This window comes from Nonomuraea lactucae, assembly GCF_003313395.1.
Taxonomy (GTDB): Bacteria; Actinomycetota; Actinomycetes; order Streptosporangiales; family Streptosporangiaceae; genus Nonomuraea; species Nonomuraea lactucae.
On record NZ_QNFZ01000127.1, the window covers coordinates 1 to 20,866 of the forward strand.

Sequence of the window (20,866 nt, forward strand, 5' to 3'; positions counted from 1 at the left end):
GCGATGATCCCCGCCGCGTTCGTCCACCTCGACGCCTTCCCCGTACTCCCCAGCGGCAAGCTCGACCGCGAAGCCCTGCCCGCCCCCGACCCGGCACCAACCGCCACCTCCCGGCTCGCCCCCCGCACCCCCACCGAGGAGAGGCTCGCCGCCATCTGGGCAGACCTGCTCGGCCGCGACCGGGTCGGCGTCACCGACGACTTCTTCGCCCTCGGCGGCCACTCCCTGCTCGCCCTGAGACTCGTGGCCAGGCTCCGCGAGGCGTTCGGCGCGGAGGTGCCGCTGCGCCGCTGCTTCGAGACCCCCACCATCGCCGGCCTGGCCCCCCTCCTCGACGCGCGCGACGCCCCCGAATCCACCACGGCCGCGCCCCTGGCCATCCCGCCCGCCCCTGTGGGCCCCGCGACGCCCTCACACGCCCAGACCCGTCTGTGGTTCCTCGACCAGCTCGACCCCGGCAACCCCGCCTACAACGTCGCCTGGGCCGAACGCCTCACCGGCCCCCTCGACACCGACGCGCTCACCGGCGCGTTCGACGCCCTGGTGGACCGGCACGACGCCCTGCGCCTCGTCATCACCGGCGACGACGGCGAACCCCTCCTGCGCGAAGGCGCCCACCGGCCCCGGCTGGCCGTACGAGACCTCTCCCACGACCCCGACGCCTCGGCGGACACCGGACGCGAGGAGGCCCGCCACCGCTTCGACCTGGCCGAAGGCCCCCTCGTCCGGGCACTCCTGGTCACCAGGGCGCCCGACGAGCACGACCTGTTCCTCACCCTGCACCACGTCATCGCCGACCGATGGACCCTGTCCATCCTGCTGCGCGACCTGATGCTCCTCTACCAGGCCCGCACCACGGCAGAGACGGGTGCGGGCGGGCTGCCGGAGCTGACCAACGGGTACCGCGACTTCGCCGCCTGGCAGCGCGCCCGCGCCGCCGCCCGGACCGGCGCCCTCGCCTACTGGAAGGACGCCCTCGCCGGCCTGCCCGACACGCTCGACCTGCCCGCCGACCGCCACCGCCAAGGACTGCCCGGCCACGACGGACGCCGCCTCACCTTCTCCATCGACGCCCACACCGTCACCGCCGTCCACGCCCTCGCCCGCACCCGGCAGGCCACCCCCTTCATGGTGCTCCTCGCCGCCCTCCAGGCCGTCCTCGCCCGCTACACCGGCCACACCGACATCCCCATCGGCACCCCCGTCTCCGGCCGCGCCCACCCTGCCGTGGAGAACATGGCCGGCCTGTTCCTCAACACCCTCGTGCTGCGCGGCGACCTGTCCGGCGACCCCACCTTCGCCGAACTGCTCCACCGCACCCGCGAACGCGTCCTCGACGCCCACGACCACGCCGAGCTGCCGTTCGAACTGCTCGTGCAGGAGCTCGCCGAGGAGCGCAGCCTCACCCGCAACCCGCTGTTCCAGGTGATGTTCGCCTACCAGAACGTCCCCCCGGCCCCGCCCGAGACGGCCGGCATCCGCCTCACCACGCTCGACATCGACCCCGGCGTCACCCAGGTCGACCTGCACCTGATCGTCGAGGAGGCCGGCGACCGCCTCACATGTGTGCTGCACTACGCCACCGACGTCTTCGACCACGACCGGATGGAGCGCTTCGCCGACCACCTGCGCGCGTTCCTGTCCGCCGCCACGGCCGACCCCGCACGCCCCGTGACCGGCATCCCCATCCTCACGCCGGCCGAGCTCGGCACCATCCGCACGGCCAACGCCACCGACGTCCCGCTGGAGCCGGGCACCCTGCCCGGCATGCTCGCCGCGCAGGCGCGCCGCACCCCGCACGCGCCCGCCCTCGGCCACGACCACCCCCAGGACCCCCCCGACAACCGCGACGGCACCCCGGCCCGCCAGAAGTGGCTCACCTACCGGCAGTTCACCGCCAACGTCAACCGCCTCGCCCGTCACCTGCGCGCCCGCGGAGCCGGACCCGACCAGCCCGTCGCCGTCTGCCTCGAACGCGGCCCCGACCTCGTCACCGCCGTCCACGCCGTCGTCGCCGCCGGCGCCGCCTACGTTCCGCTCGAACCCGACCACCCCGCCGAACGGCTGGCCGCCATGACCGCCGACGCCGGCGCCCGCATCGCCATCACCACCACACCCGCCTCCGGCCACCTCCCCGCCCACCTCACCCAGGTGCTGCTCGACCGCGACGCCACCGCCGTCGACGCCGAGGACGCCGGCCCCCTCGACCTCGACATCCACCCCGACACCCTCGCCTACGTCATCTTCACCTCCGGCTCCACCGGCCGGCCCAAGGGTGTCGGCGTCTCCCACCGGGCGATCGTCAACCGGCTGCGCTGGATGCAGGACACCTTCCGCCTCACCCCCGACGACCGCGTCCTGCACAAGACCCCCTTCTCCTTCGACGTGTCCGTCTGGGAACTCTTCTGGCCCCTCAGCGCCGGAGCCGGACTCGCCGTCGCCCGCCCGCACGGCCACAGCGACCCCGCCTACCTCGCCGCCCTCCTCGAAACCGAGCGGATCACCACCGTCCACTTCGTGCCCTCACTGCTCGACGCCTTCCTCGACGAACCCCGCCTCGCCGCGCGCCTGCCAGCACTGCGCACCGTCGTCTGCTCCGGCGAGGCCCTGCCCGCCGACCTCGCCCACCGCTTCCACGAGCGCCTGCCCGGCACCGAACTGCACAACCTGTACGGCCCCACCGAGGCCGCCGTCGACGTCACCTGGCACCCCTGCGCGCCGGGGGAGCGGCGTATCCCCATCGGCCTGCCGGTCGCCAACACCCGCCTGGAGATCCTCGACCAGCACCTCCACCGCGTTCCCACCGGCGTGCCCGGCACCCTGTGGATCGGCGGCGTCCAGCTCGCCCGCGGCTACCTCAACCGCCCCCGCCTCACCGCCGAACGCTTCATCCCCGACCCCCACGGCCCACCCGGCGAACGCCTCTACGACACCGGCGACCTGGCCCGCCGCCGCCCCGACGGCGCCATCGAATACCTCGGCCGCACCGACCACCAAGTCAAGATCCGCGGCATGCGCGTCGAACCCGGCGAGATCGAGACCGTCCTCGCCACCCTGCCCGGTATCCGCGCCGCCGCCGTACACACCGTCGAGGACCCCGCCGGCCTGCGCCTGGCCGGCTACGTCGTCGCCGACGGCACCACCACCGAACCCGACTGGCGCCGCCACCTCGCCGACCACCTGCCCGACCACATGATCCCCACCACCTGGGTGACACTCGACGCCCTGCCCGTCACCCGCAGCGGCAAGCTCGACCGCAACGCCCTGCCCCGGCCCCTCACGGCCGCCGCACCCGGCCACACCCCGCACGCCACCCTCGACGGACCCGCCGAACACGCCATCGCCGACGCCTGGCACGCCGTCCTCGGCCACCCCCACCCGTCCGCTCACGACAACTTCTTCGCCCTCGGCGGCGACTCCATCCGCAGCCTCAAGGTCGTCGCCCGGCTCCGCGACGCCGGCTACGCCGTACGGCTCGAACAGCTCTTCCTCCACCAGACCATCCGCGAGCTCGCCGCCCGGCTGCGGCCCGGCACCACCGGCGAGCCCGCCACCCCGCAGGCCACCCCCTTCGGCCTGCTCAACCCCGACGACCTGGCACGAATGCTGGAAGGCGACGCGCGATGACAGCGACCACGGGGGCCGCGCACGGCCTGGAAGACGCCTACCCTCTGGCCGCCCTGCAGGCCGGAATGCTCTACCACAGCGCCTACGAACCCGACGCGCCCACCTACCACGACCTGACCACCATCACCCTGCGCGGCGCCTACACCCACACCGCCTTCACCGCCGCCCTCGCCGAGGTCACCGCACGCCACCCCGTGCTGCGCACCTCCATCGACCTCACCGGCTTCAGCGAACCCCTCCAGTTCGTCCACCGCGCCGCCACCATCCCGCTGGAGGTCACCGACCTCACCGCCGACCCCGACCCGGGCGAGCGACTGCGCGTCTGGACGGAACAGGAGAAACGCCGCCCCTTCGACTGGTCCGCCCCGCCGCTCGCCCGCACCCACATCCACCTCCTGCCAGGCGGCCTGTACGCGTTCAGCCTCAGCTTCCACCACGCCATCCTCGACGGCTGGAGCGTCGCCGCCCTCGTCACCGAGCTGTTCCGCCGATACCACGCCCACCTGCGGCACGAACCCCTCCCGGTGACCCCGCCGCCGGCGGCCTTCCGCGACCTGGTCGCCACCGAACGCGCCACCATCGCCTCCCCGGACGCCCAGCGCTTCTGGCAGGCCCAGGTCGCCGACGCCCCCGACACCCGCATCCCCCGCCTGCCCCACACCGGCCCCCACACCGAGAGCGCGGGGGAGGAGCGCACCGTTCACGAGGAGCGCACCGTCCACCTCGCCCACCACCCGCTGCCCGCCGACCTGCTCGACCGCCTCCAGCAGACCGCCCGCACCCTCAGCGTGCCGCTGCGCACCCTGCTGCTCGCCGCCCACCTGCGCGTCCTCGCCCTCCTCACCGGCGACAGCGACGTCATGACCGGCCTGGTCACCCACAGCCGCCCCGAGAACGAGGCCGGCGAAGAAGTGCTCGGCCTGTTCCTCAACACCGTGCCCCTGCGCCTCGACGTCACGGCCCCCACCTGGGCCGACCTCGTCCGGCGGGTGTTCGACGCCGAGGTCGCCCTCCTGCCGCACCGGCAGTATCCGCTGTTCGACATCCAGCGCGCCGCCGGCCGCTCACCCCTGCTCGACGCGCTGTTCGACTTCCGCGACTTCCACGTCTACCGCGGCATGCCCGGCACCGACATCGTCGACCAGCAGTTCTTCGAACAGACCGACCTGCCGTTCACCGCCGGCTTCACCCGCTCCCGCCACCACGGCGGCTTCGACCTCGCCATCACCTACGACGCCGCCCAGTTCACCGCCGCCCAGATCGGCCACATCACCGGCCACTACCTGACCGCCCTCCACCAGGCCACCGACCCCGCCGCCGACCCCCGCCCCACCGGCCCCCACCTCGCCCGCGACAGCGCCGCCGTCGAAGGCTGGAACGCCACCGCCCGCCCGTACGACAACGCCACCACCCTGCACCGCCTCTTCACCGCCCAGGCCGCCCGCACCCCTACCGCCCCCGCCGTCGTCCACGACGACACCCGGCTCACCTACCGGCAGCTCGCCGACCGCGCCCGCGCCGTCACCGCCCTGCTGCGCGCCGCCGGCACCCGCCCCGGCGACGTCGTCGGCGTCTGCCTCGAACGCGGCCCCGACCTGCTGCCCGCCCTTCTCGGCGTCCTCGGCGCGGGCGCCGCCTACCTGCCGCTGGAACCCGGCCTGCCACCCGAACGCCTCACCTACATGATCGGCGAAGCGGCCGCCCGCACCGTCCTGGCCGACCACCGCACCGCGCCCCTCCTGCCGGACGGCGCCGCCCTGCCCCTCGACACCCCCGCACCCGACGGCCACGACGCCGACGAGCTGCCAGCCGACATCCACCCGGACACCCTCGCCTACGTCATCTTCACCTCCGGCTCCACCGGCCGGCCCAAGGGTGTCGGCGTCTCCCACCGGGCGATCGTCAACCGGCTGCGCTGGATGCAGGACACCTTCCACCTCACCCCCGACGACCGCGTCCTGCACAAGACCCCGCTCTCCTTCGACGTGTCCGTCTGGGAGCTCTTCTGGCCGCTCATCACCGGATCGACCCTCGTCGTCGCCCCGCCCGACAGCCACAAGGACAGCGCCCACCTCGCCCACCTCATCACCGACCACCACATCACCACCCTCCACTTCGTCCCGTCCATGCTGGAGCTCTTCCTCGACGAGCCCGCCCTGCCCACCACCCCTCGCCGGGTCATCTGCTCCGGCGAGGCCCTGCCCGCCGACCTCGCCCACCGCTTCCACGAGCGCCTGCCCGGCACCGAACTGCACAACCTGTACGGCCCGACCGAGGCCGCCATCGACGTCACCTGGCACCCCTGCGCGCCGGGGGAGACCCACATCCCCATCGGCCGGCCCATCGCCAACACCCGCCTGGAAGTCCTCGACGCCCACGGCCACCGCGTCCCCATCGGCACGCCCGGCGAACTCTGCCTCGGCGGCGTCCAGCTCGCCCGCGGCTACGTCAACCGCCCCCACCTCACCGCCGAACGCTTCATCCCCGACCCCTACGGCCCGCCCGGCGAACGCCTCTACCGCACCGGCGACGTCGCCCGCTGGCTCCCCGACGGCGAGATCCAGTACCTCGGCCGTACCGACTTCCAAGTCAAGATCCGCGGCCAGCGCGTCGAACTCGGCGAGATCGAGGCCCACCTCACCACCCACCCCGGCGTCCGCGCCGCCGTCGTCACCCTCCACGACGACCGCCTCGCCGCCTACCTCGTCCCTGCCACCGGCCCGGCAGACAGCCCTGCCACCGGCCCGGGAGACAGCCCTGCAGACAGCCCGGCAGACAACGCCACGGCAACGACGGACCTCGACACCCGCGCCCTCACCGCCGCCCTGCACACCCACCTGCGCACCCACCTGCCCGACCACATGATCCCCACCAGCTGGACCACCCTCGACAGCCTCCCCACCACCGCCAACGGCAAGCTCGACCGCGCCGCCCTGCCCACCCCCCACGACACCGCCGACCGCGCCCCCTACATCCCGCCCCGCGACCCCTTCGAAGCCCGCCTCGCCACCCTCTGGCAGGACACCCTCAACATCGACGCCATCGGCGTCCACGACGACTTCTTCGCCCTCGGCGGCCACTCCCTGCTCGCCCTGCGCCTCACCATGCGCCTGCGCAAGGAACTCGGCCGCACCGTCCCCCTGTCCACCGTCCTCACCGCCCCCACCATCGCCCGGCTCGCCGCCCAACTGCGCCGCCCCGCCGACAACGACGCCCCACCCGAACGCGTCATCCCCCTGCGCCCCGGCGGCGACCGCCCACCGATCTTCCTCTTCCACGCCCTCGGCGGCCAGGTCTTCCGCTACCTGCCCCTCACCCGCCACCTCGGCCCCGACCAGCCCGTCTACGCCGTCCAAGCCGCCGGCCTCGCCCCCGGCGAACAGCCCCACACCACCCTCGAGGAGATGATCGACGACTACACCGCCCACCTCCTCAAAACCCGCCCCCACGGCCCCTACGTCCTCGGCGGCTACTGCATCGGCGGCAACATCGCCCTCGAGACCGCCCGCCGCCTGCGCGCCATGGGCGAACACGTCCCCCTCGTCGTCCTGTTCTACTCCGACGCCGACGAACCCGTCCTGCGCGCCTCCCTCGAAGACGACGCCGTCCTGCTCACCCACGCCCTCGCCGGCGGCAACATCCAGGTCGACCTCGACTCCCTGCACCGCATGGACCCCGAACAGCGCCTGCTCACCGTCATCGACGCCGCCTCCCGCGCCGACACCCTCCAGCCCGACACCGCCGACCTCCACCAGGCCCGCCGCTTCGTCAACGTCTTTCGCGCCAACGCCCACGCCGTCGGCCACCACCGCCACGACCCCTACGACGGCGACGTCCTGCTCTTCTCACCCACCACCCCCGCCACAGAACCCGACGACATGGGCTGGCGCGCCGTCATCACCGGCGACCTGCGCATCTCACCCATCCACGGCGAACGCTTCTCCGTCCTGTACGAACCAAGAGCCGCCCAGGCGGCCGCCGAGCTGAGAAAGTGCACCGACCATGGCCTCACCCAGCACTGAACCCGCCACCGACCCCCCCACCACCCTCCGCGGGAACAACGACTTCCTCAAACTGTGGGCGGGACAGAGCCTGTCACTCATCGGCTCGCAGGTCACCGTGCTGGCCATGCCCATCGTCGCCTACCTGCTGCTGCACGCCTCCGTCGCCGAGATGGGCATCCTCGGCGCCCTCGCCCGCCTGCCCATGGTGCTCTTCCTCGTCGTCGGCGTCTGGGTCGACCGCATGCGCCGCCGCCCCGTCCTCATCGTCAGCGACAGCGTCCGCGCCCTCATGCTCGCCACCGTCCCCCTGTTCTTCCTCCTCGACATGCTCACCCTCTGGTGGCTGTACGTCGTCGTCTTCGTCATGGGCGTCTTCGGCGTCCTGTTCGAGATCGCCTACCGCTCCTACCTGCCGGTCCTCGTCGCGCCCGAACACCTCGGCCAGGGCAACAGCCACCTGCAGCTCAGCGACTCCATCTCCAAGGCCGCCGGCCCCAGCCTCGCCGGCGTCCTCATCGCCGCCCGCTCCGCACCCCTCGTCATCCTCGTCGACGTCGCCAGCTACGCCCTGTCCGCCCTCTGCCTGCTCCTCATCCGCAAACGCGAAGACCCCACGGCCCCCGACAGCGGCGCCTCCATGCTCACCGCCATCCGCCACGGCCTCGGCTGGGTCATGACCCAACCCCTCATCCGCCCCCTCGCCATCGCCAGCGCCGTCTACTCCTTCTTCGACATCGGCATCCTGCAGACCCTTTACATCCCCTACGTCGTCGGCAGCGTCGACATCCCCGCCGGCTGGGTCGGCGCGGTGCTCGCCGTCGGCGGCATCGGCGCCATCATCGGCGCCTGGCTGTCGGTCAGGCTCATGAAACGCCTCGGACCCGGCCCCACCATGCTGTGGTCCACCGTCATCGGCAACAGCGCCCTCATCCTCGTCCCCCTCGCCGGCGGCCCCCTGTGGCTCGCCGCCACCACACTCGGCCTCTCACAGCTCCTCGTCGGCCTGTGCGCCCAGGTGTTCGTCGTCAACAACATCACCGTCCTGCAGTCCGCCACTCCTCGCGAACTCACCGGCCGCGTCATCGCCACCATCTGGGCCATGGGCCTGGTCCCCGCCCCGCTCGGCGCCCTGGCCGCCGGCCTGCTCGGCCAAGCCTTCGGCATGCGCCCCGTCGTCCTGGTCGCCGCGCTCGCCGGCGCGCTCATCCCCATGGCCGTGCTCGCCCGCTCGCCCATCCCGAAGCTTCGCAGCGTCCCGGAAACCCCCATCACCGCGTGACCCCTGATTAGCCGCCGCCGCCCGCCCTCCCAAACTGAACACCCCGACTGCTCAAGACACGGCGAAACCGCGCGCCTAGCGTCACTCCCATCTTCTTGGAAAGGAGGGGAGACCATGAAGGCGATCAAGGTGCGCAAGCTCGACAAGCTCGAGACCACGAAGGTCCGCGTCCTCCTCATCTTCTAGGGGACAGTCCCAGGGCCCGCCCGGCGCATGGCGGGCGGGCCCTGGGACACCATCCACACCCTTCGCAACCCCCAACGCCGTGAGGTCACCGCCGTGCTCAAACCCAAGATCAAAGACGCCCACCGTCCCATTCCCCGCCCCAACGGAACAATCTGGATCGGCAGCATCCAGTACGGCCTCGGAACCGAACTCGACGACGGAACCGGCCTGGTATGGCCCATCTGCCGGCGCATGGACGGGACACTCAGCCGCGACCAGCTCATCACCGCCGTAGCGGCAGAGCACAGCGCGAAAACCACCGACATCGAAGAAATCGTCGACTTCCTGATCCAGTCAGGCTGGGTGGAAGACCTCGGAGCCGCCCAACCGCCCACCATGACAGCCCGCGAACTCGAACGCTACGAACGCAGCGTCCAATTCCAGTCATGGATCGACGCCACACCACGATCGAGCCGATACGAACTCCAGAACCGCCTCAAGACCAGCAAGGTCACCATCCTCGGAGTCGGCGGCATCGGCTCAGCCGTCGCCTCCAGCCTCGTCGCCTCCGGCGTCGGCCACGTCCACTGCGTCGACTGCGACGAGGTCGAACTCACCAACCTCAACCGGCAACTCCTCTACACCGAAGCCGACGTGGGACGCCGCAAGGTCGAAGTCGCCGTCGAACGGCTGCGCGACCTCAACCGCGACATCCAGGTGACCGGCACCGACACGACGCTGTCCAGCCCCGACGACATCGTCGCCTCGATACGCGGATCAGACGTCTTCCTGCTCTGCGCCGACATCCCACACGAGATCGTCCACTGGGCCAACGAGGCCATGCTCCGCGTCGGCATACCACTCGTGATCGGCTCCTACACAGGACCGATGCTCTGCGTCGGCACGCACATCCCCAGAGTGACAGGCTGCCACGAGTGCATGCTCGCCGGCGAGCGGGAACGGCTGGGCACCAGAGGCGAGGCCGACCTGCTGGACGCCGAGCACGACATCCCCGGCTTCAACCCCGTCATGGCCCCCACCGCGCAGATGACCGGCCACTTCGCCGCCATGGAGACCCTCTTCCTGCTGTTCGGCATGCCCGTCCAGACCGCCGGACGCAGAATCCACCGCAACTTCCTCGACTACGACCACCAGTACTACATCGAGGCCGAACGCCGACCCGGCTGCCCCGCATGCGGAGACGACCCGGACCTGGCGGGGTGAAGCGAACATGGCGGTCGAGGCCACCACCACCATCCAGCTGCACCCGCTGCTGTTCAAACAGGGCGACGCCGGACACTGGATCGTCGGACGACCCGACGACGGCGAGTTCGTCGAGATCCCCGCCGAGGGAGCCACATTCCTGCACGCCCTCAACGACACCCACAGCATCACCGCCGCCCGCGACCGCGTCCGCGACCTGCACGGCGACGACGTCGACGCCACCGGCTTCGCCGAAACCCTCATCGAACTCGGCTTCGTCGCGTCCCTCGACGGCCGGCCCGTCGGCCCGCCCCCGAAACCGCCCAGCCTCCGCCGGCTGCGCCCCCGCCATATCCGCTGGGCCTTCAGCCCACCCGCCCAGCTCCTCGTCTACGCGTTCATCGCCGCCGGACTGCTCGCCGCCATCGGCCGCGGCCAGATCATCCCCGACTTCCGAGCCTTCTTCGTCACCGACTCGCCATCGGTCAACCTGGCCTGGAACACCGCCATGTTCCTCGCCGCCCTCGCGCTCCACGAGTTCTGGCACCTCGCCGCGGCCCGCGCCGACGACATCCACGCCCGGTTCGGCCTCGGCACCCGGCTGCAGTTCCTGGTCGCCCAGACCACCGTCACCAGCCTGTGGGCCGCCGACCGCCGGACACGGCTGCGCGTCTACCTCGCCGGAATCAAATCGGACCTCGTGATCTGCGCCGCCTGCTCCCTCACCATCAGCCTCGCCGCACCGAAAGGCCTCCTCGGCCGCTCACTCGAGGCCTGCATCCTCGTACTCCTGCTGTCCATCTCCAACCAGTTCATGCTCTACATCAAGACGGACATGTACTTCGTCCTCCAAGAGCTCCTGCGATGCAAGAACCTCTACGGCGACGCCTGGGACTACGCCCGCCACGTCACCGCCACAGCCCTCCGCCGGCACCCGGCCCGACACGACCCCACCCGACAACTCGCCCACCACGAACGCAGGGCCGTCAAACTGTACGCGGGCTTCATGGTCATCGGCTCGTTCATCACGGTCGCGCTCTTCACCTTCTACGGACTGCCCATCCTGTTCACACTCTTCCTGCGCGCAGCCCAGAACCTGGTCCACGGAATCACCTCAGCAGACCTGGCCGCCATCACCGACGGACTCCTGGTCCTGGCCGTCGAAGGCACACTCAACGTCATGTTCCTGATCCTCTTCTTCAACAAACACGGCGCGAAACTCCGCAAAGCCCTCACCCCGCACCGCTGAGTGAGCGTTTGAGAAGATCGTTCCTGTTCGTGGTCCGGTCCGGCTGTCCGTGCACCCTCCCACGACCTCGGGCGCGACAGTGGGTCTGTCCAGTGATCGGCTCTGTCTCAGATTCGGTGGTAACGGTGAGTCTCATAGCGTCACGCTGAGTTGTGCATGGTGTCGATGAGCTTCTAGGGACGGTGTTTTCGGGACTATCGCCGCTGGTCGTGGAGGACGTGGCGGACGAGGGTGAGCAGATCCGGATACGAGCGCGAACCCTGGACAGGCCGGTCGCCTGCCCGGGCTGCGGGGCCGAGACGGCGCGTGTGCACGGCTATCACGAGCGGAGCGTGGCCGATGTCCCGGTCGACGCCCGGCGCGTGCTGGTGGTGGTGCGGATCCGTCGCCTGATCTGCCCGACGTACGGCTGCCGCCAGACCTTCCGCGAACAGCTCCCCGGTGTGCTGGAGCGCTACCAGCGGCGCACACCCCGTCTGACAGGACAGATCGGCGCGGTGGTCCGCGAACTGGCCGGCCGCGCCGGCATGCGAGCCTTATCCGCGCTGGCCGTGCGCCTGTCGCGGCCTACCGCCCTGCGTATCCTGTTACGCCCGCCCCTGCCGCACCCTCAGGTGCCTCGAGTACTGGGGGTGGACGACTTCGCGCTGCGCCGACGTCACCGCTACGCCACCGTGCTCATCAACGCCGAGACGCACGAGCGTATCGACGTCCTACCCGGGCGCACCGCTGATGTGCTGGAGGCGTGGCTTGGCGCCCATCCCGGGGTGCAGGTCGTCTGCCGGGACGGCTCGGGCGCCTACGCCGAAGCGATCCGCCGCGCGCTGCCGGACGCCATCCAGGTCGCCGACCGCTGGCACCTGTGGCACAACTTCGGCGAGGCCGTCCTGAAAGAGGTAGCAGGGCATAGCGCCTGCTGGGCCAAGGCTGGACCGCCTCTGCAGGACGGCACGCGCGCGCAGTCCACCCGCGAACGCTGGCACCAGGTCCACAACCTGCTCAGCAAAGGCGTCGGCCTGCTGGAATGCGCCCGGCGTCTGAACGTGTCCCTCAACACCGTCAAACGGTATGCACGCGTGCCCGAACCCCAACGCCTTCAACGCGCCCCGCAATACCGCCCCACCATCGTCGACCCCTACCGCGACCACCTCAGGCGTCGCCGTGCCGACGACCCCGCCGTCCCCGTCCTGCACCTGTTCAACGAGATCAACGCCCTCGGCTACCAGGGCAGCTTCAACCTTCTCTACCGCTACATCACCCAAGGCCGGGTCGAAGCCGACCGCCTGCCCATCGCACCTCGCCGCCTGACCCGGCTCCTGCTGACGCGGCCCAACAACCTCAAAGACGAGCACCGGCGCCTGCTGGACGACCTCACCGGCGCCTGTCCCGAGATGATCGACCTGGCTGGGCACGTCCGCGGTTTCGCCGACCTGCTGCGGCCTCGCGAGGGCAACGCCGATCGCCTCGACGCGTGGATCGCCACCGCTCGTGCCGCCGATCTGCCTCATCTGCATGCCTTCATCCGTGGCCTTGACCCGGACCGCGACGCCGTCCACGCGGCCGTCACCCTGCCCTACCACAACGGCGGAACCGAAGGCGTGAACACCAAGACCAAGCGCATCATGCGCCAGATGCACGGCCGAGCCGGCCTCGCGCTGCTACGCCACCGAATCCTCCTGGCCTAACTGTCTGTCACCACCGAAAGAGAGACAGAGCCGAAGACCGTACAGTCCCTATGCGTGCAATGATCAAGGTTGCTGCCGACGAGAAGGGCAGCTTAGCCGCAGGTCAGAGGCTACGGCTTGCTCGTACCGGTCATGAGCTGTAAAGCCGTCGGCTGCACGGATCGTAGCGAACCGAGCAGCTATCAAGATCTTGCGCCTAACCTCGGGCAGTTTCCTCTGTACCGCGGCCAGGAGCGGTAGCAGAGGGTCGGATGGCGATGGTGCTGACGGTGCCATTGCCCCACACAGTGGTCTCGACGACCGTCTGGCCGTCAAGGGACACCATGCGGAACTCCGGAACGAAACGAGGCGTGAACGTCGTGGCGATCCAGCTGCGCAGTCGCTCCACCTCGTCCTCTTCGTCTGCGTAGTTGACTAGCAGCAGAAATTCGCGATCCTCGTTGAGGAGGCCGTACTCCGACGCCATCCGGAACCAACTCGCGTTGACCTTGACGGGCATGTCCTTGTCGTCGACATCGGGAATCTCGTCCGGCCGAGAGTCGAATCGGCCATCCTCGGGTCGAGCGCTTGAGGGATAACGTCCCGGTGGCAATTGAGGTTGCCGGACCTCTCCTTCCACTCGCCGGATGAAGAGAAGCCCAGCGGGCGCGAGCTGGGCGGCGATCTCGGAATCAGTCAGCGGCACGGGCGCACACTAGCCGCAGGGCAAGCGACACGTCCACCACGAGGCGGGACTGCGAAGGACGACACCGCTCTGCCTCTACCCGGGTCAAGCTGAGTGGACCGGTCGGCGGCAGACGGGATGATCTCAGTGTCACCCTTGTGGTGCCCGCTGATGCGGGTCGAGGTCGCCCGGTGACTCAGGGATGATCTGCCTGCGGAGCACCGATGGCTTGTGCCTGACCTGTCCACGGCGACTTGGATCTCGACATAGACCGGGCCGGGCGGCATGACTTGATAGGAGCCTGGCAGTTCCCTCAACTGAGATATGTCCGCCGACCAGCCCGGATGTCGTCCCCCTTCGATGAAGGAGAACATGTCCATGATGGTGATCGGTATCGATCCGCACAAGCGCACCCACACCGCGGTCGCAGTCGATGGAGTCGGCCGCAAGAAGGGCGAACGCACCGTGCAGGCCCGCGGCGAGGGGTATGTCCAGCTCATGGTCTGGGCGCGCAAGGTCGCTCCCGACCAGCGCGTGTGGGCGGTCGAAGACGTCCGGCACGTCTCCGGCGGCCTGGTCCGCGACCTGCTGGCCGCCGGCGAGACCGTCATCCCGGTACCGCCGAACCGCACCGCCGGCGAGCGTCGAAGCGGCCGCGAGCGCGGAAAATCCGACCCCATCGACGCCCTGGCCATCGCCCGGCTGGCACTGCGAGAGCCCGACCTGCCGCGCACATCTCGATGAGCACACCCGGCCGATCCGCCTGCTCGTCGACCACCGCGAGGCCCTCATCGCCGAGCGCACCAGCCTGATCAACCGCGTGTTATGGCTGGTCCACGACCTCAACCCCGACCTGGCAGCCGCGGTGACCAAACTCAAGCAGATCACCACCCGGCGCAAGCTCACCACGCGGCTTCAAGCTCTGCCGGCCAGCACCGCCCGCCGGGTCGCTCTGGCCCAGATCGCCCTCACTGACTCCCTCAGCATCGAGATCGACACCATCGAAAAGGAGCTCAAACCGCTCGTCGACGCCCGCGTTCCGCGCCTCATGGCGATCATCGGAGTCAACGTACTGACCGCCGCCAAACTCCTGGGCGAGATCGGCGACATCACCCGTTTCCACAGCCCCGCAGCGTTCGCCCGGCACAACGGCACCGCACCCATCCCCGTCTGGAGCGGCAACGACGACCGACACCGGCTCAACCGCGGCGGCAACCGCCAACTCAACACCACCCTGCATCGCATCGCCATCACCCAGGCCCGCTGCCACGAAGGCGCCCGAGCACTGCTGAAACGACGCCAGGAAACCACCCGCGACACCACCAAGGGCAGCTTCCGCGTCCTGAAACGGCATCTGTCAGACGTGATCTATCGCGCCCTCATCGCCGATCACCACAGCCGCAACGTCGAGGGACCACATAATCAGCGGCCGACCCCTTGCACATAGGAGCGTCAGGGAGAGGGGTGCGCGCGTCGCGCGGAAGCGCCGAGGTGGCGGGCGTGATCGTCGTGCCATTAGCGTGCCATTAAGGGCGGTCAGCGGTCAATCACGGTCACTCGCGGGCCGTCCTCCACGCAGGTCGAGGCCGTTGTCCTTGAAGATCAGGCCGTTTTGCAAGCAGGATGTCAGCGGTTCGAATCCGCTAGGCTTCACCGCAGGTGAAAGGCCACTTCCCATGATCGGGAAGTGGCCTTTTCGATCTCGTACAGCAGCAGAATACAGCTACACGCTCAGCCGAGGTGGCGCAGGGTCCAGCCAGTCCACAATCATGGCGCGCATTGCGGCACTCCGATTACTGGCAGTTGGCCTGCTCGCAGGTGGAGTCATGACGATCCCGTTCCTGTGGGCTCAGCGTGGCAATGACGTCGAGGAGACCCGTCTCGCGGCCCTGTTTGGCCTGGATCTGGGCCAGCTCGTAACCGTCCCCCTCGGGTTACTGATCGGCATCGTGCTTGTCGCAAGGCGGTCTTGGCCGCGTCCTCCCGGCTATCTTCTTGCTGCGGTCACGATCGCGTTCGGTGTGATCGTCGCGACGCAGGCTGGGGCGACGATGATTTGGGCCGAAGGGCGACCTTCCGGGATTGGTGACGCAGACGGCGAAGTGGTGCTCGGGATGCTGAACGCTCACAGGCTCGCGGAAGCTGCCGAAGTGATCCAGGTGCAACAGCAGGGGACGCATCAGCCGCTCACCTCGTCATACAGCCGCTCGAACAGCGCGGCCACCTGCTCATCCTGGCGGCCGGTGGCGGCCAGGTAGGCGCGAAACAGCCCGCGCGGGCTGCGGCCGGCCGCGCCAGCTGGCCGGGTGGCGGGCACCGGCCGAAACCGCTCGTCCAGCATGACCTCAACGGCCCCCGGCAGCAGTTCGCGCACGTCGTCGGTCAGACCGACGCGCGGTTGCTCCTCGACGATCACCTTGAGCCAGTCGTCGCCAGGGTCGATGGCCTCAAGCTGCTCCAGCGTGCCGCCCCGGCGTGACCTTCACCAGCAGCGCGCCCGGGGTGTTGGCCTCCTCGCCGAAGTCCACGTTGATGGGCGAGCCGCTGTACCAGATCGGGCAGGGGCCAGGGATCTGCTGGCGGCGGTGCAGGTGGCCCAGGGCGGCGTACTGGGTGGCGGTCGGAAGGCGGTCGGCTCGAATTTCAGCAGGTCCCCGAGGGCAAGACCGCCAAGAACCGCCTGCACCTGGACGTACGCGCCGCACCCGGCCTGCACGGCGACGAGCGGATGGCCGCCCCCGAAGCGGAGTGCGAGCGCCTCGTCGGTCTCGGCGCCACCCGCTTGCGCCGCGACGAGCCGGCGCCTCCTACCAGCGCGGGCTACATCGTGATGGCCGATCCGGAGGGAAGCGAGTTCTGCCTGGACTGAACGACGGGGAACTTCACCCCGGTGAGGTCTTCGGAGACGGCCCACAGCCGCTGCTGGACGACTACCTCGTACGACTCCGGGCTGGAGGTGACCAGCCGGGGGTGGCCCATGACCTCGTTGCGTCCGCTGGGACCGTAGTACTGGCCGCCGAGCGCGGCGGGGTCGGTGGCGGCGCGCAGGGTCGGCAGCGCGCCCATCGCCGGCGTCTGGGTGATCAGCGGCGCGAGCCAGGTGAGCGGAAGCCGGAGGGCCGCGGGGGTGTTGCGGGCGAGCTCGGTGCTGGACATGCCGGGGTGCGCGGCCACCGCGACGGTGGTGCCGTGCGTGGCGAGCCGGCGCTGCAGCTCGTACGTGAACATCAGGTTGGCCAGCTTGGACTGACCATAGGCGGCGGCCCGGCTGTACGACCGCTCCCACTGCAGGTCGTCGAAGTGGATCGCGGCCCGGATGCGGTGGCCGGTGCTGCTGACCGTCACCACGCGCGAGCCGGGCACCGGCAGCATCAGGTCCAGCAGCAGCCCGGTGAGCGCGAAGTGGCCGAGGTGGTTGGTGCCGAACTGCATCTCGAAGCCGTCCCGGGTGGTCTGCTTCGGGGTGTACATCACGCCGGCGTTGTTGATCAGCAGGTCGAGCCGGTCGAGCCGGGACCGCAGCGCTGCCGCCGCGGTCCGGACGGAGTCGAGCGAGGTCAGGTCCAGCGCCTGCACGGTCACGTCGCCGGTCATGCGGGCCGCGGCCTGCTCGCCCTTCTCGACGTTGCGCACGGCGAGCACCACGGACGCCCCGCGCTCGGCGAGCGCCTTGGCGGTCTCGTACCCCAGTCCGGTGTTGGCCCCGGTCACCACGGCCACCCGCCCGCGCTGGTCCGGGATGTTCGCCGTCGTCCACTTTTCGCTCACGTCAGGCTCCCAACTAACTAACGTACCGAAGGTATCTTGTGTCGACGACGTTAAGGTACTTTCGGTACGTTGTCAACGTACCGCAGGTATCTAAGTTAGGGTGACGATCGTGACTTTCCAGCGGGCGCGAACCGAAGAGCAGCGGGAGATCCGCCGACGGGCGATCCTCGACATGGCCTCGGCGATGCTCGACGAGATGCCTGTGGCCGCGGTCACCCTGAACGAGCTCAGCCGCCGGGTAGGCCTGGCGAAGCCGAACGTGCTGCGCTACTTCGAGTCTCGCGAGGCGGTGCTGCTAGAACTGCTGGACCACCTCCTGCAGGAGTGGCTGACGGAACTGGCAGGCGAGTTGGCCGCCGGCATCGACGAAAATCTACCCATGGCCGAGCGAGCGGCAGCGGTGGCCGAGATCCTCAGCCGCTCACTCTCCGGCCGAGTGGTGCTGTGCGACCTCTTCGGCGCACAGGGCAGCGTCCTGGAACACAACGTCTCCGTCGAGGTCGTAGCACACTACAAGCGCGCCTCCCTGGACCGCCTGACAACCATGACCGCCCTGATCCAGAAGTACCTGCCGGAGCTGGGCGAGAACGCAGCACTGTTCAGCCTGCAAACCATGGTCATGGCCGGCGCGCTGTCGGCGTACAGCACACCCCCACCCAGCCTGCAGGCGGCCTACCAGGCCGAGCCCGACTTGGCCCGCTTCCACTTGGAGCTGAAGGACTACTTGAAGCTGGCCCTGACCGCAACCCTCCTGGGCGTGCTGCCCCGCCGCTGACCTGCGTTGTACTGGACAGGCCAAAACCTCTGTATTTCTCGCGCTCGGACGGTGGAGGGGCCGGGGTGCCCAAGCTCGGGCCGCTGGCCCTGACCACTTCGGACTCCGCGTCAACGCTCTTCTTCGGGCCCGGCGGCGGCTGAGCCGTACGCCGGCGACGGCGGCAGCGCCCGGCGGACCTGGTCGACCGAGGTGTGCAGAGCCGCAGCGAGCGCGGCCGTCTCGGGCACGCTCGCCGCCCGTTTACCCTGCTCAACGGCGGCGTAGAGGCTGCGGCTGATGCCCAGCGTGGTAGCGGCGTCGTCCTGGGTCAGCCCCAGTCGCGCGCGCAGCGTGACCAGCGTGACCGGTGTTCCGGGCGCCAGCAGCTGCAGCACGTCGACGCCGAGCACGGCCGCCAGCGCCTGCACCGCCTTCGCCCGCGGCCTGGTCCGGCCGGACTCATAGCAGGACACCTGCACCACCAGCGTGCGGATCTGCCGGGCGGCGTCGAGGACCGACGCCGGCCCATCGGTGCGGGCCTGCACGAGGCGCTCGGCCAGCTCAACCTGGCTCCTGCCGTGACCGTGGCGCATGTAGCGGGTGACCCAGACCCGGCGCCGGACAGGGTCGGTGGAGGGCATGAATCTTCTCCCCTGAACGGACCCGTCCTTCGTCTTCCGGGTCTCGTCGTAACGGGGCATGCTGCTTCTGATGCGGCTGACCGCACGCAGGAACAAAGCCACCATCACCTACCACGTGAAATCCGGGCACGGCCAATCCGCCCGGCCCTCCGCCGACCAGGACTCGGCGATCGTCAAGCTGTCGGGGCAGGGGCCCACTCCCTCAAGAAACCGAGCGGTCAGTCGCGCCCCTGTCGCGGACGTTCACCACCTTGCCCCCCACGGCGATACCTCGTCGATGCCCTTCTCCGTGAGATCGAAAGTGGAGACGAACACACGACTCCGCGAAAGCATGTGACGATGACGGCATGGGTGGAACGATCACCGTTGAGGAATCCGGGTTACGCCGAACCGCGTGCCTGGGAGCGGTGCTGCTGGCGGGAATTCTCCTCCTTGGTGCGCTCGTCTTCTTGATGCCGGCCCAGGACCACCGCTTTGCGCGCTCGGCCGCGAAGATGGAGGCACTCGCCCGCACGCTCGGGGAGGGTGACAGTCTCGGGCAGCGCGACATCGGATACCTCGCATTCGAGGATGTCTACCGGGAGGACGGGCTGGTCTACTTCGTCCAGGGCGACATCGCCGGAGTCGACCCCTTCGGCTATGTCTGGAGCCCGCGGACAATGCCCGTTGATCTCGACGAGCACGACTCGGTCGCGCACTCATACAAGCACCTTCAGGGCCCCTGGTATGCGTGGCAGTCGAGCTACTGACACCTCACGCAGGGAACCCGGCGAAGGGCGCGGATGCCCTCCACCAGCAGGGCGGGCATCCGGACGATGTCCGCCAGACGAGACCGGAGTTGTCCAGCAGCCGCGCGTAATGACCTGCGACCGCGTCCGGCACACGCATCGCCTACCGGGTGGGTGGCCTGGGCCCGCCCGCCGTCGCCCCGGCACGGATACGCAATGCGTGGCGTTCACCAGCTGCTCCCAGCAGGGGGTGGCCATCGCGTGAACCCCCCTTCTCCGACACCGAGACAAGCGGCAGACCGGCCAAACCCGCCACCAACTTGCCCCACACCCGGGCATAGCCCAGCCGCGCTGACCGAGACGGGCGCGGCCTTCGACCAGGTTCGGCGGGCGGCGGAGTCCGCGGAGCGCACGCTCGTCCTGTCGGCTGCCCAGACCGTGTGCGTGGGCCGAGATCGAGCGTCCCGTCGCGGCCGCGATCGGCTCGGACCCGGGCACGCTGCGCGAGAGCGGGCTCGCGGGCACCGCCGCGGAGGTGGTGGAGAAGATCGGCGAGCTGGCCGGGCTGGGGCCGAACGGGTGTACCCCCAGGTGATGGACCTGGCGGATCTCGACCATGTGGAGCTGATCGCGGCCGAGGTGCTGCCCCACGTGTGATTCGTCCCTTGACGAAGGGCTAATCCGTTAGCGGGGGCTTTGCCTGCTACGGCACACTTACCCCGTGCTGCTGACGATCTCGACCACCGCGCGACCGGCGACCGACCTCGGCTTTCTCCTGCACAAGCATCCCGACCGGGTGCAGGAGTTCGGTCAGTCGTTCGGCACGGCCACGGTGTTCTACCCGGAGGCGGGGGAGGAGCGCTGCACCGCCGCGCTGCTCCTCGACATCGATCCGGTGGCGCTGGTCAGGTCGCGGGCCAAGGGCTCGCCCGACTTCAGCCTGTCGCAGTACGTCAACGACCGCCCGTACGCGGCGTCCTCGCTGCTGGCCGTGGCGCTGGCCGACGCCTTCCGCACCGCGCGGGCCGGGCGGTGCCGGGCCCGGCCGGAGCTGGCGGAGGGGCCGCTGCCGCTGGAGATCATGCTGCCCGCGCTG

14 protein-coding genes and 2 pseudogenes are annotated in these 20,866 nt (G+C 69.9%); 12 read left to right on the forward strand and 4 right to left on the reverse strand.

What is annotated here, in order from left to right; all coding sequences use genetic code 11:
- The 6 genes from DQW85_RS08935 to DQW85_RS08960 all read left to right on the forward strand — a co-directional run.
- Window positions 1-3,627, forward strand: a 3,627-nt coding sequence (locus DQW85_RS08935; RefSeq protein WP_113699901.1) for a non-ribosomal peptide synthetase, incomplete at its 5' end; no start/stop codon positions are given.
- On the forward strand, window positions 3,624-7,649 hold the full coding sequence (locus DQW85_RS08940) for a non-ribosomal peptide synthetase (protein ID WP_113699902.1): 4,026 nt from the start codon (window positions 3,624-3,626) through the stop codon (window positions 7,647-7,649). The genes DQW85_RS08935 and DQW85_RS08940, both read left to right, overlap by 4 nt.
- Complete coding sequence (locus tag DQW85_RS08945) at window positions 7,630-8,910, forward strand: MFS transporter (RefSeq protein WP_113699903.1); 1,281 nt, start codon at window positions 7,630-7,632, stop codon at window positions 8,908-8,910. Before DQW85_RS08940 ends, DQW85_RS08945 begins: the two co-directional genes overlap by 20 nt.
- A gap of 213 nt (window positions 8,911-9,123) precedes the next feature.
- The gene (locus DQW85_RS08950) at window positions 9,124-10,299 is read left to right on the forward strand and encodes a HesA/MoeB/ThiF family protein (RefSeq protein WP_113699904.1); all 1,176 of its coding nucleotides are present in this window, start codon (window positions 9,124-9,126) and stop codon (window positions 10,297-10,299) included.
- A gap of 7 nt (window positions 10,300-10,306) precedes the next feature.
- Window positions 10,307-11,527, forward strand: coding sequence for a hypothetical protein (locus tag DQW85_RS08955; RefSeq protein WP_113699905.1), 1,221 nt, complete (start codon window positions 10,307-10,309; stop codon window positions 11,525-11,527).
- 152 nt (window positions 11,528-11,679) lie between these two features.
- Window positions 11,680-13,212 carry an ISL3 family transposase gene (locus DQW85_RS08960; protein WP_113699906.1) on the forward strand — a complete coding sequence of 511 codons (1,533 nt, stop codon included), beginning with the start codon at window positions 11,680-11,682 and terminating at the stop codon, window positions 13,210-13,212.
- Between the two features lie 196 nt (window positions 13,213-13,408).
- On the opposite strand, the gene DQW85_RS08965 is transcribed toward DQW85_RS08960, so the two are convergent.
- Entirely contained in the window at window positions 13,409-13,897 is a 489-nt protein-coding gene (locus DQW85_RS08965) for a hypothetical protein (protein ID WP_113699907.1), read from the reverse strand.
- A gap of 357 nt (window positions 13,898-14,254) precedes the next feature.
- On the opposite strand from DQW85_RS08965, the gene DQW85_RS45740 reads away from it, so the two are divergent.
- Window positions 14,255-14,620, forward strand: a complete 366-nt coding sequence (locus tag DQW85_RS45740) for an IS110 family transposase (protein ID WP_205314991.1) — start codon at window positions 14,255-14,257, stop codon at window positions 14,618-14,620.
- Window positions 14,621-14,696: 76 nt separating this feature from the next.
- Window positions 14,697-15,323 (forward strand): transposase, encoded by a 627-nt coding sequence (locus DQW85_RS45745; RefSeq protein ID WP_205314992.1) that lies wholly within the window; start codon window positions 14,697-14,699, stop codon window positions 15,321-15,323.
- A 732-nt stretch (window positions 15,324-16,055) separates the two neighbouring features.
- Here DQW85_RS45745 and DQW85_RS08975 read toward each other — a convergent pair.
- A complete protein-coding gene (locus DQW85_RS08975) occupies window positions 16,056-16,292 on the reverse strand; it encodes a hypothetical protein (protein WP_113699908.1) in 237 nt (78 codons plus the stop codon).
- A 246-nt stretch (window positions 16,293-16,538) separates the two neighbouring features.
- Here DQW85_RS08975 and DQW85_RS08980 point away from each other — a divergent pair.
- Window positions 16,539-16,745, forward strand: a pseudogene (locus tag DQW85_RS08980) (VOC family protein); the annotation flags it as partial.
- Here DQW85_RS08980 and DQW85_RS08985 read toward each other — a convergent pair.
- Complete coding sequence (locus tag DQW85_RS08985; protein WP_113699909.1) at window positions 16,697-17,644, reverse strand: SDR family NAD(P)-dependent oxidoreductase; 948 nt, start codon at window positions 17,642-17,644, stop codon at window positions 16,697-16,699. The pseudogene DQW85_RS08980 and the gene DQW85_RS08985 overlap by 49 nt on opposite strands.
- A 100-nt stretch (window positions 17,645-17,744) precedes the next feature.
- On the opposite strand from DQW85_RS08985, the gene DQW85_RS08990 reads away from it, so the two are divergent.
- Window positions 17,745-18,419, forward strand: coding sequence for a TetR/AcrR family transcriptional regulator (locus DQW85_RS08990; protein ID WP_240197039.1), 675 nt, complete (start codon window positions 17,745-17,747; stop codon window positions 18,417-18,419).
- A 110-nt stretch (window positions 18,420-18,529) separates the two neighbouring features.
- On the opposite strand, the gene DQW85_RS08995 is transcribed toward DQW85_RS08990, so the two are convergent.
- Complete coding sequence (locus DQW85_RS08995; RefSeq protein ID WP_162794851.1) at window positions 18,530-19,042, reverse strand: helix-turn-helix domain-containing protein; 513 nt, start codon at window positions 19,040-19,042, stop codon at window positions 18,530-18,532.
- Window positions 19,043-19,389: 347 nt separating this feature from the next.
- Between DQW85_RS08995 and DQW85_RS09000 the strand changes: the two genes are divergently transcribed.
- Window positions 19,390-19,791, forward strand: coding sequence for a hypothetical protein (locus DQW85_RS09000; RefSeq protein ID WP_162794852.1), 402 nt, complete (start codon window positions 19,390-19,392; stop codon window positions 19,789-19,791).
- Window positions 19,792-20,491: 700 nt separating this feature from the next.
- Window positions 20,492-20,866: pseudogene (locus DQW85_RS09010) on the forward strand (3' terminal RNA ribose 2'-O-methyltransferase Hen1); the annotation flags it as partial.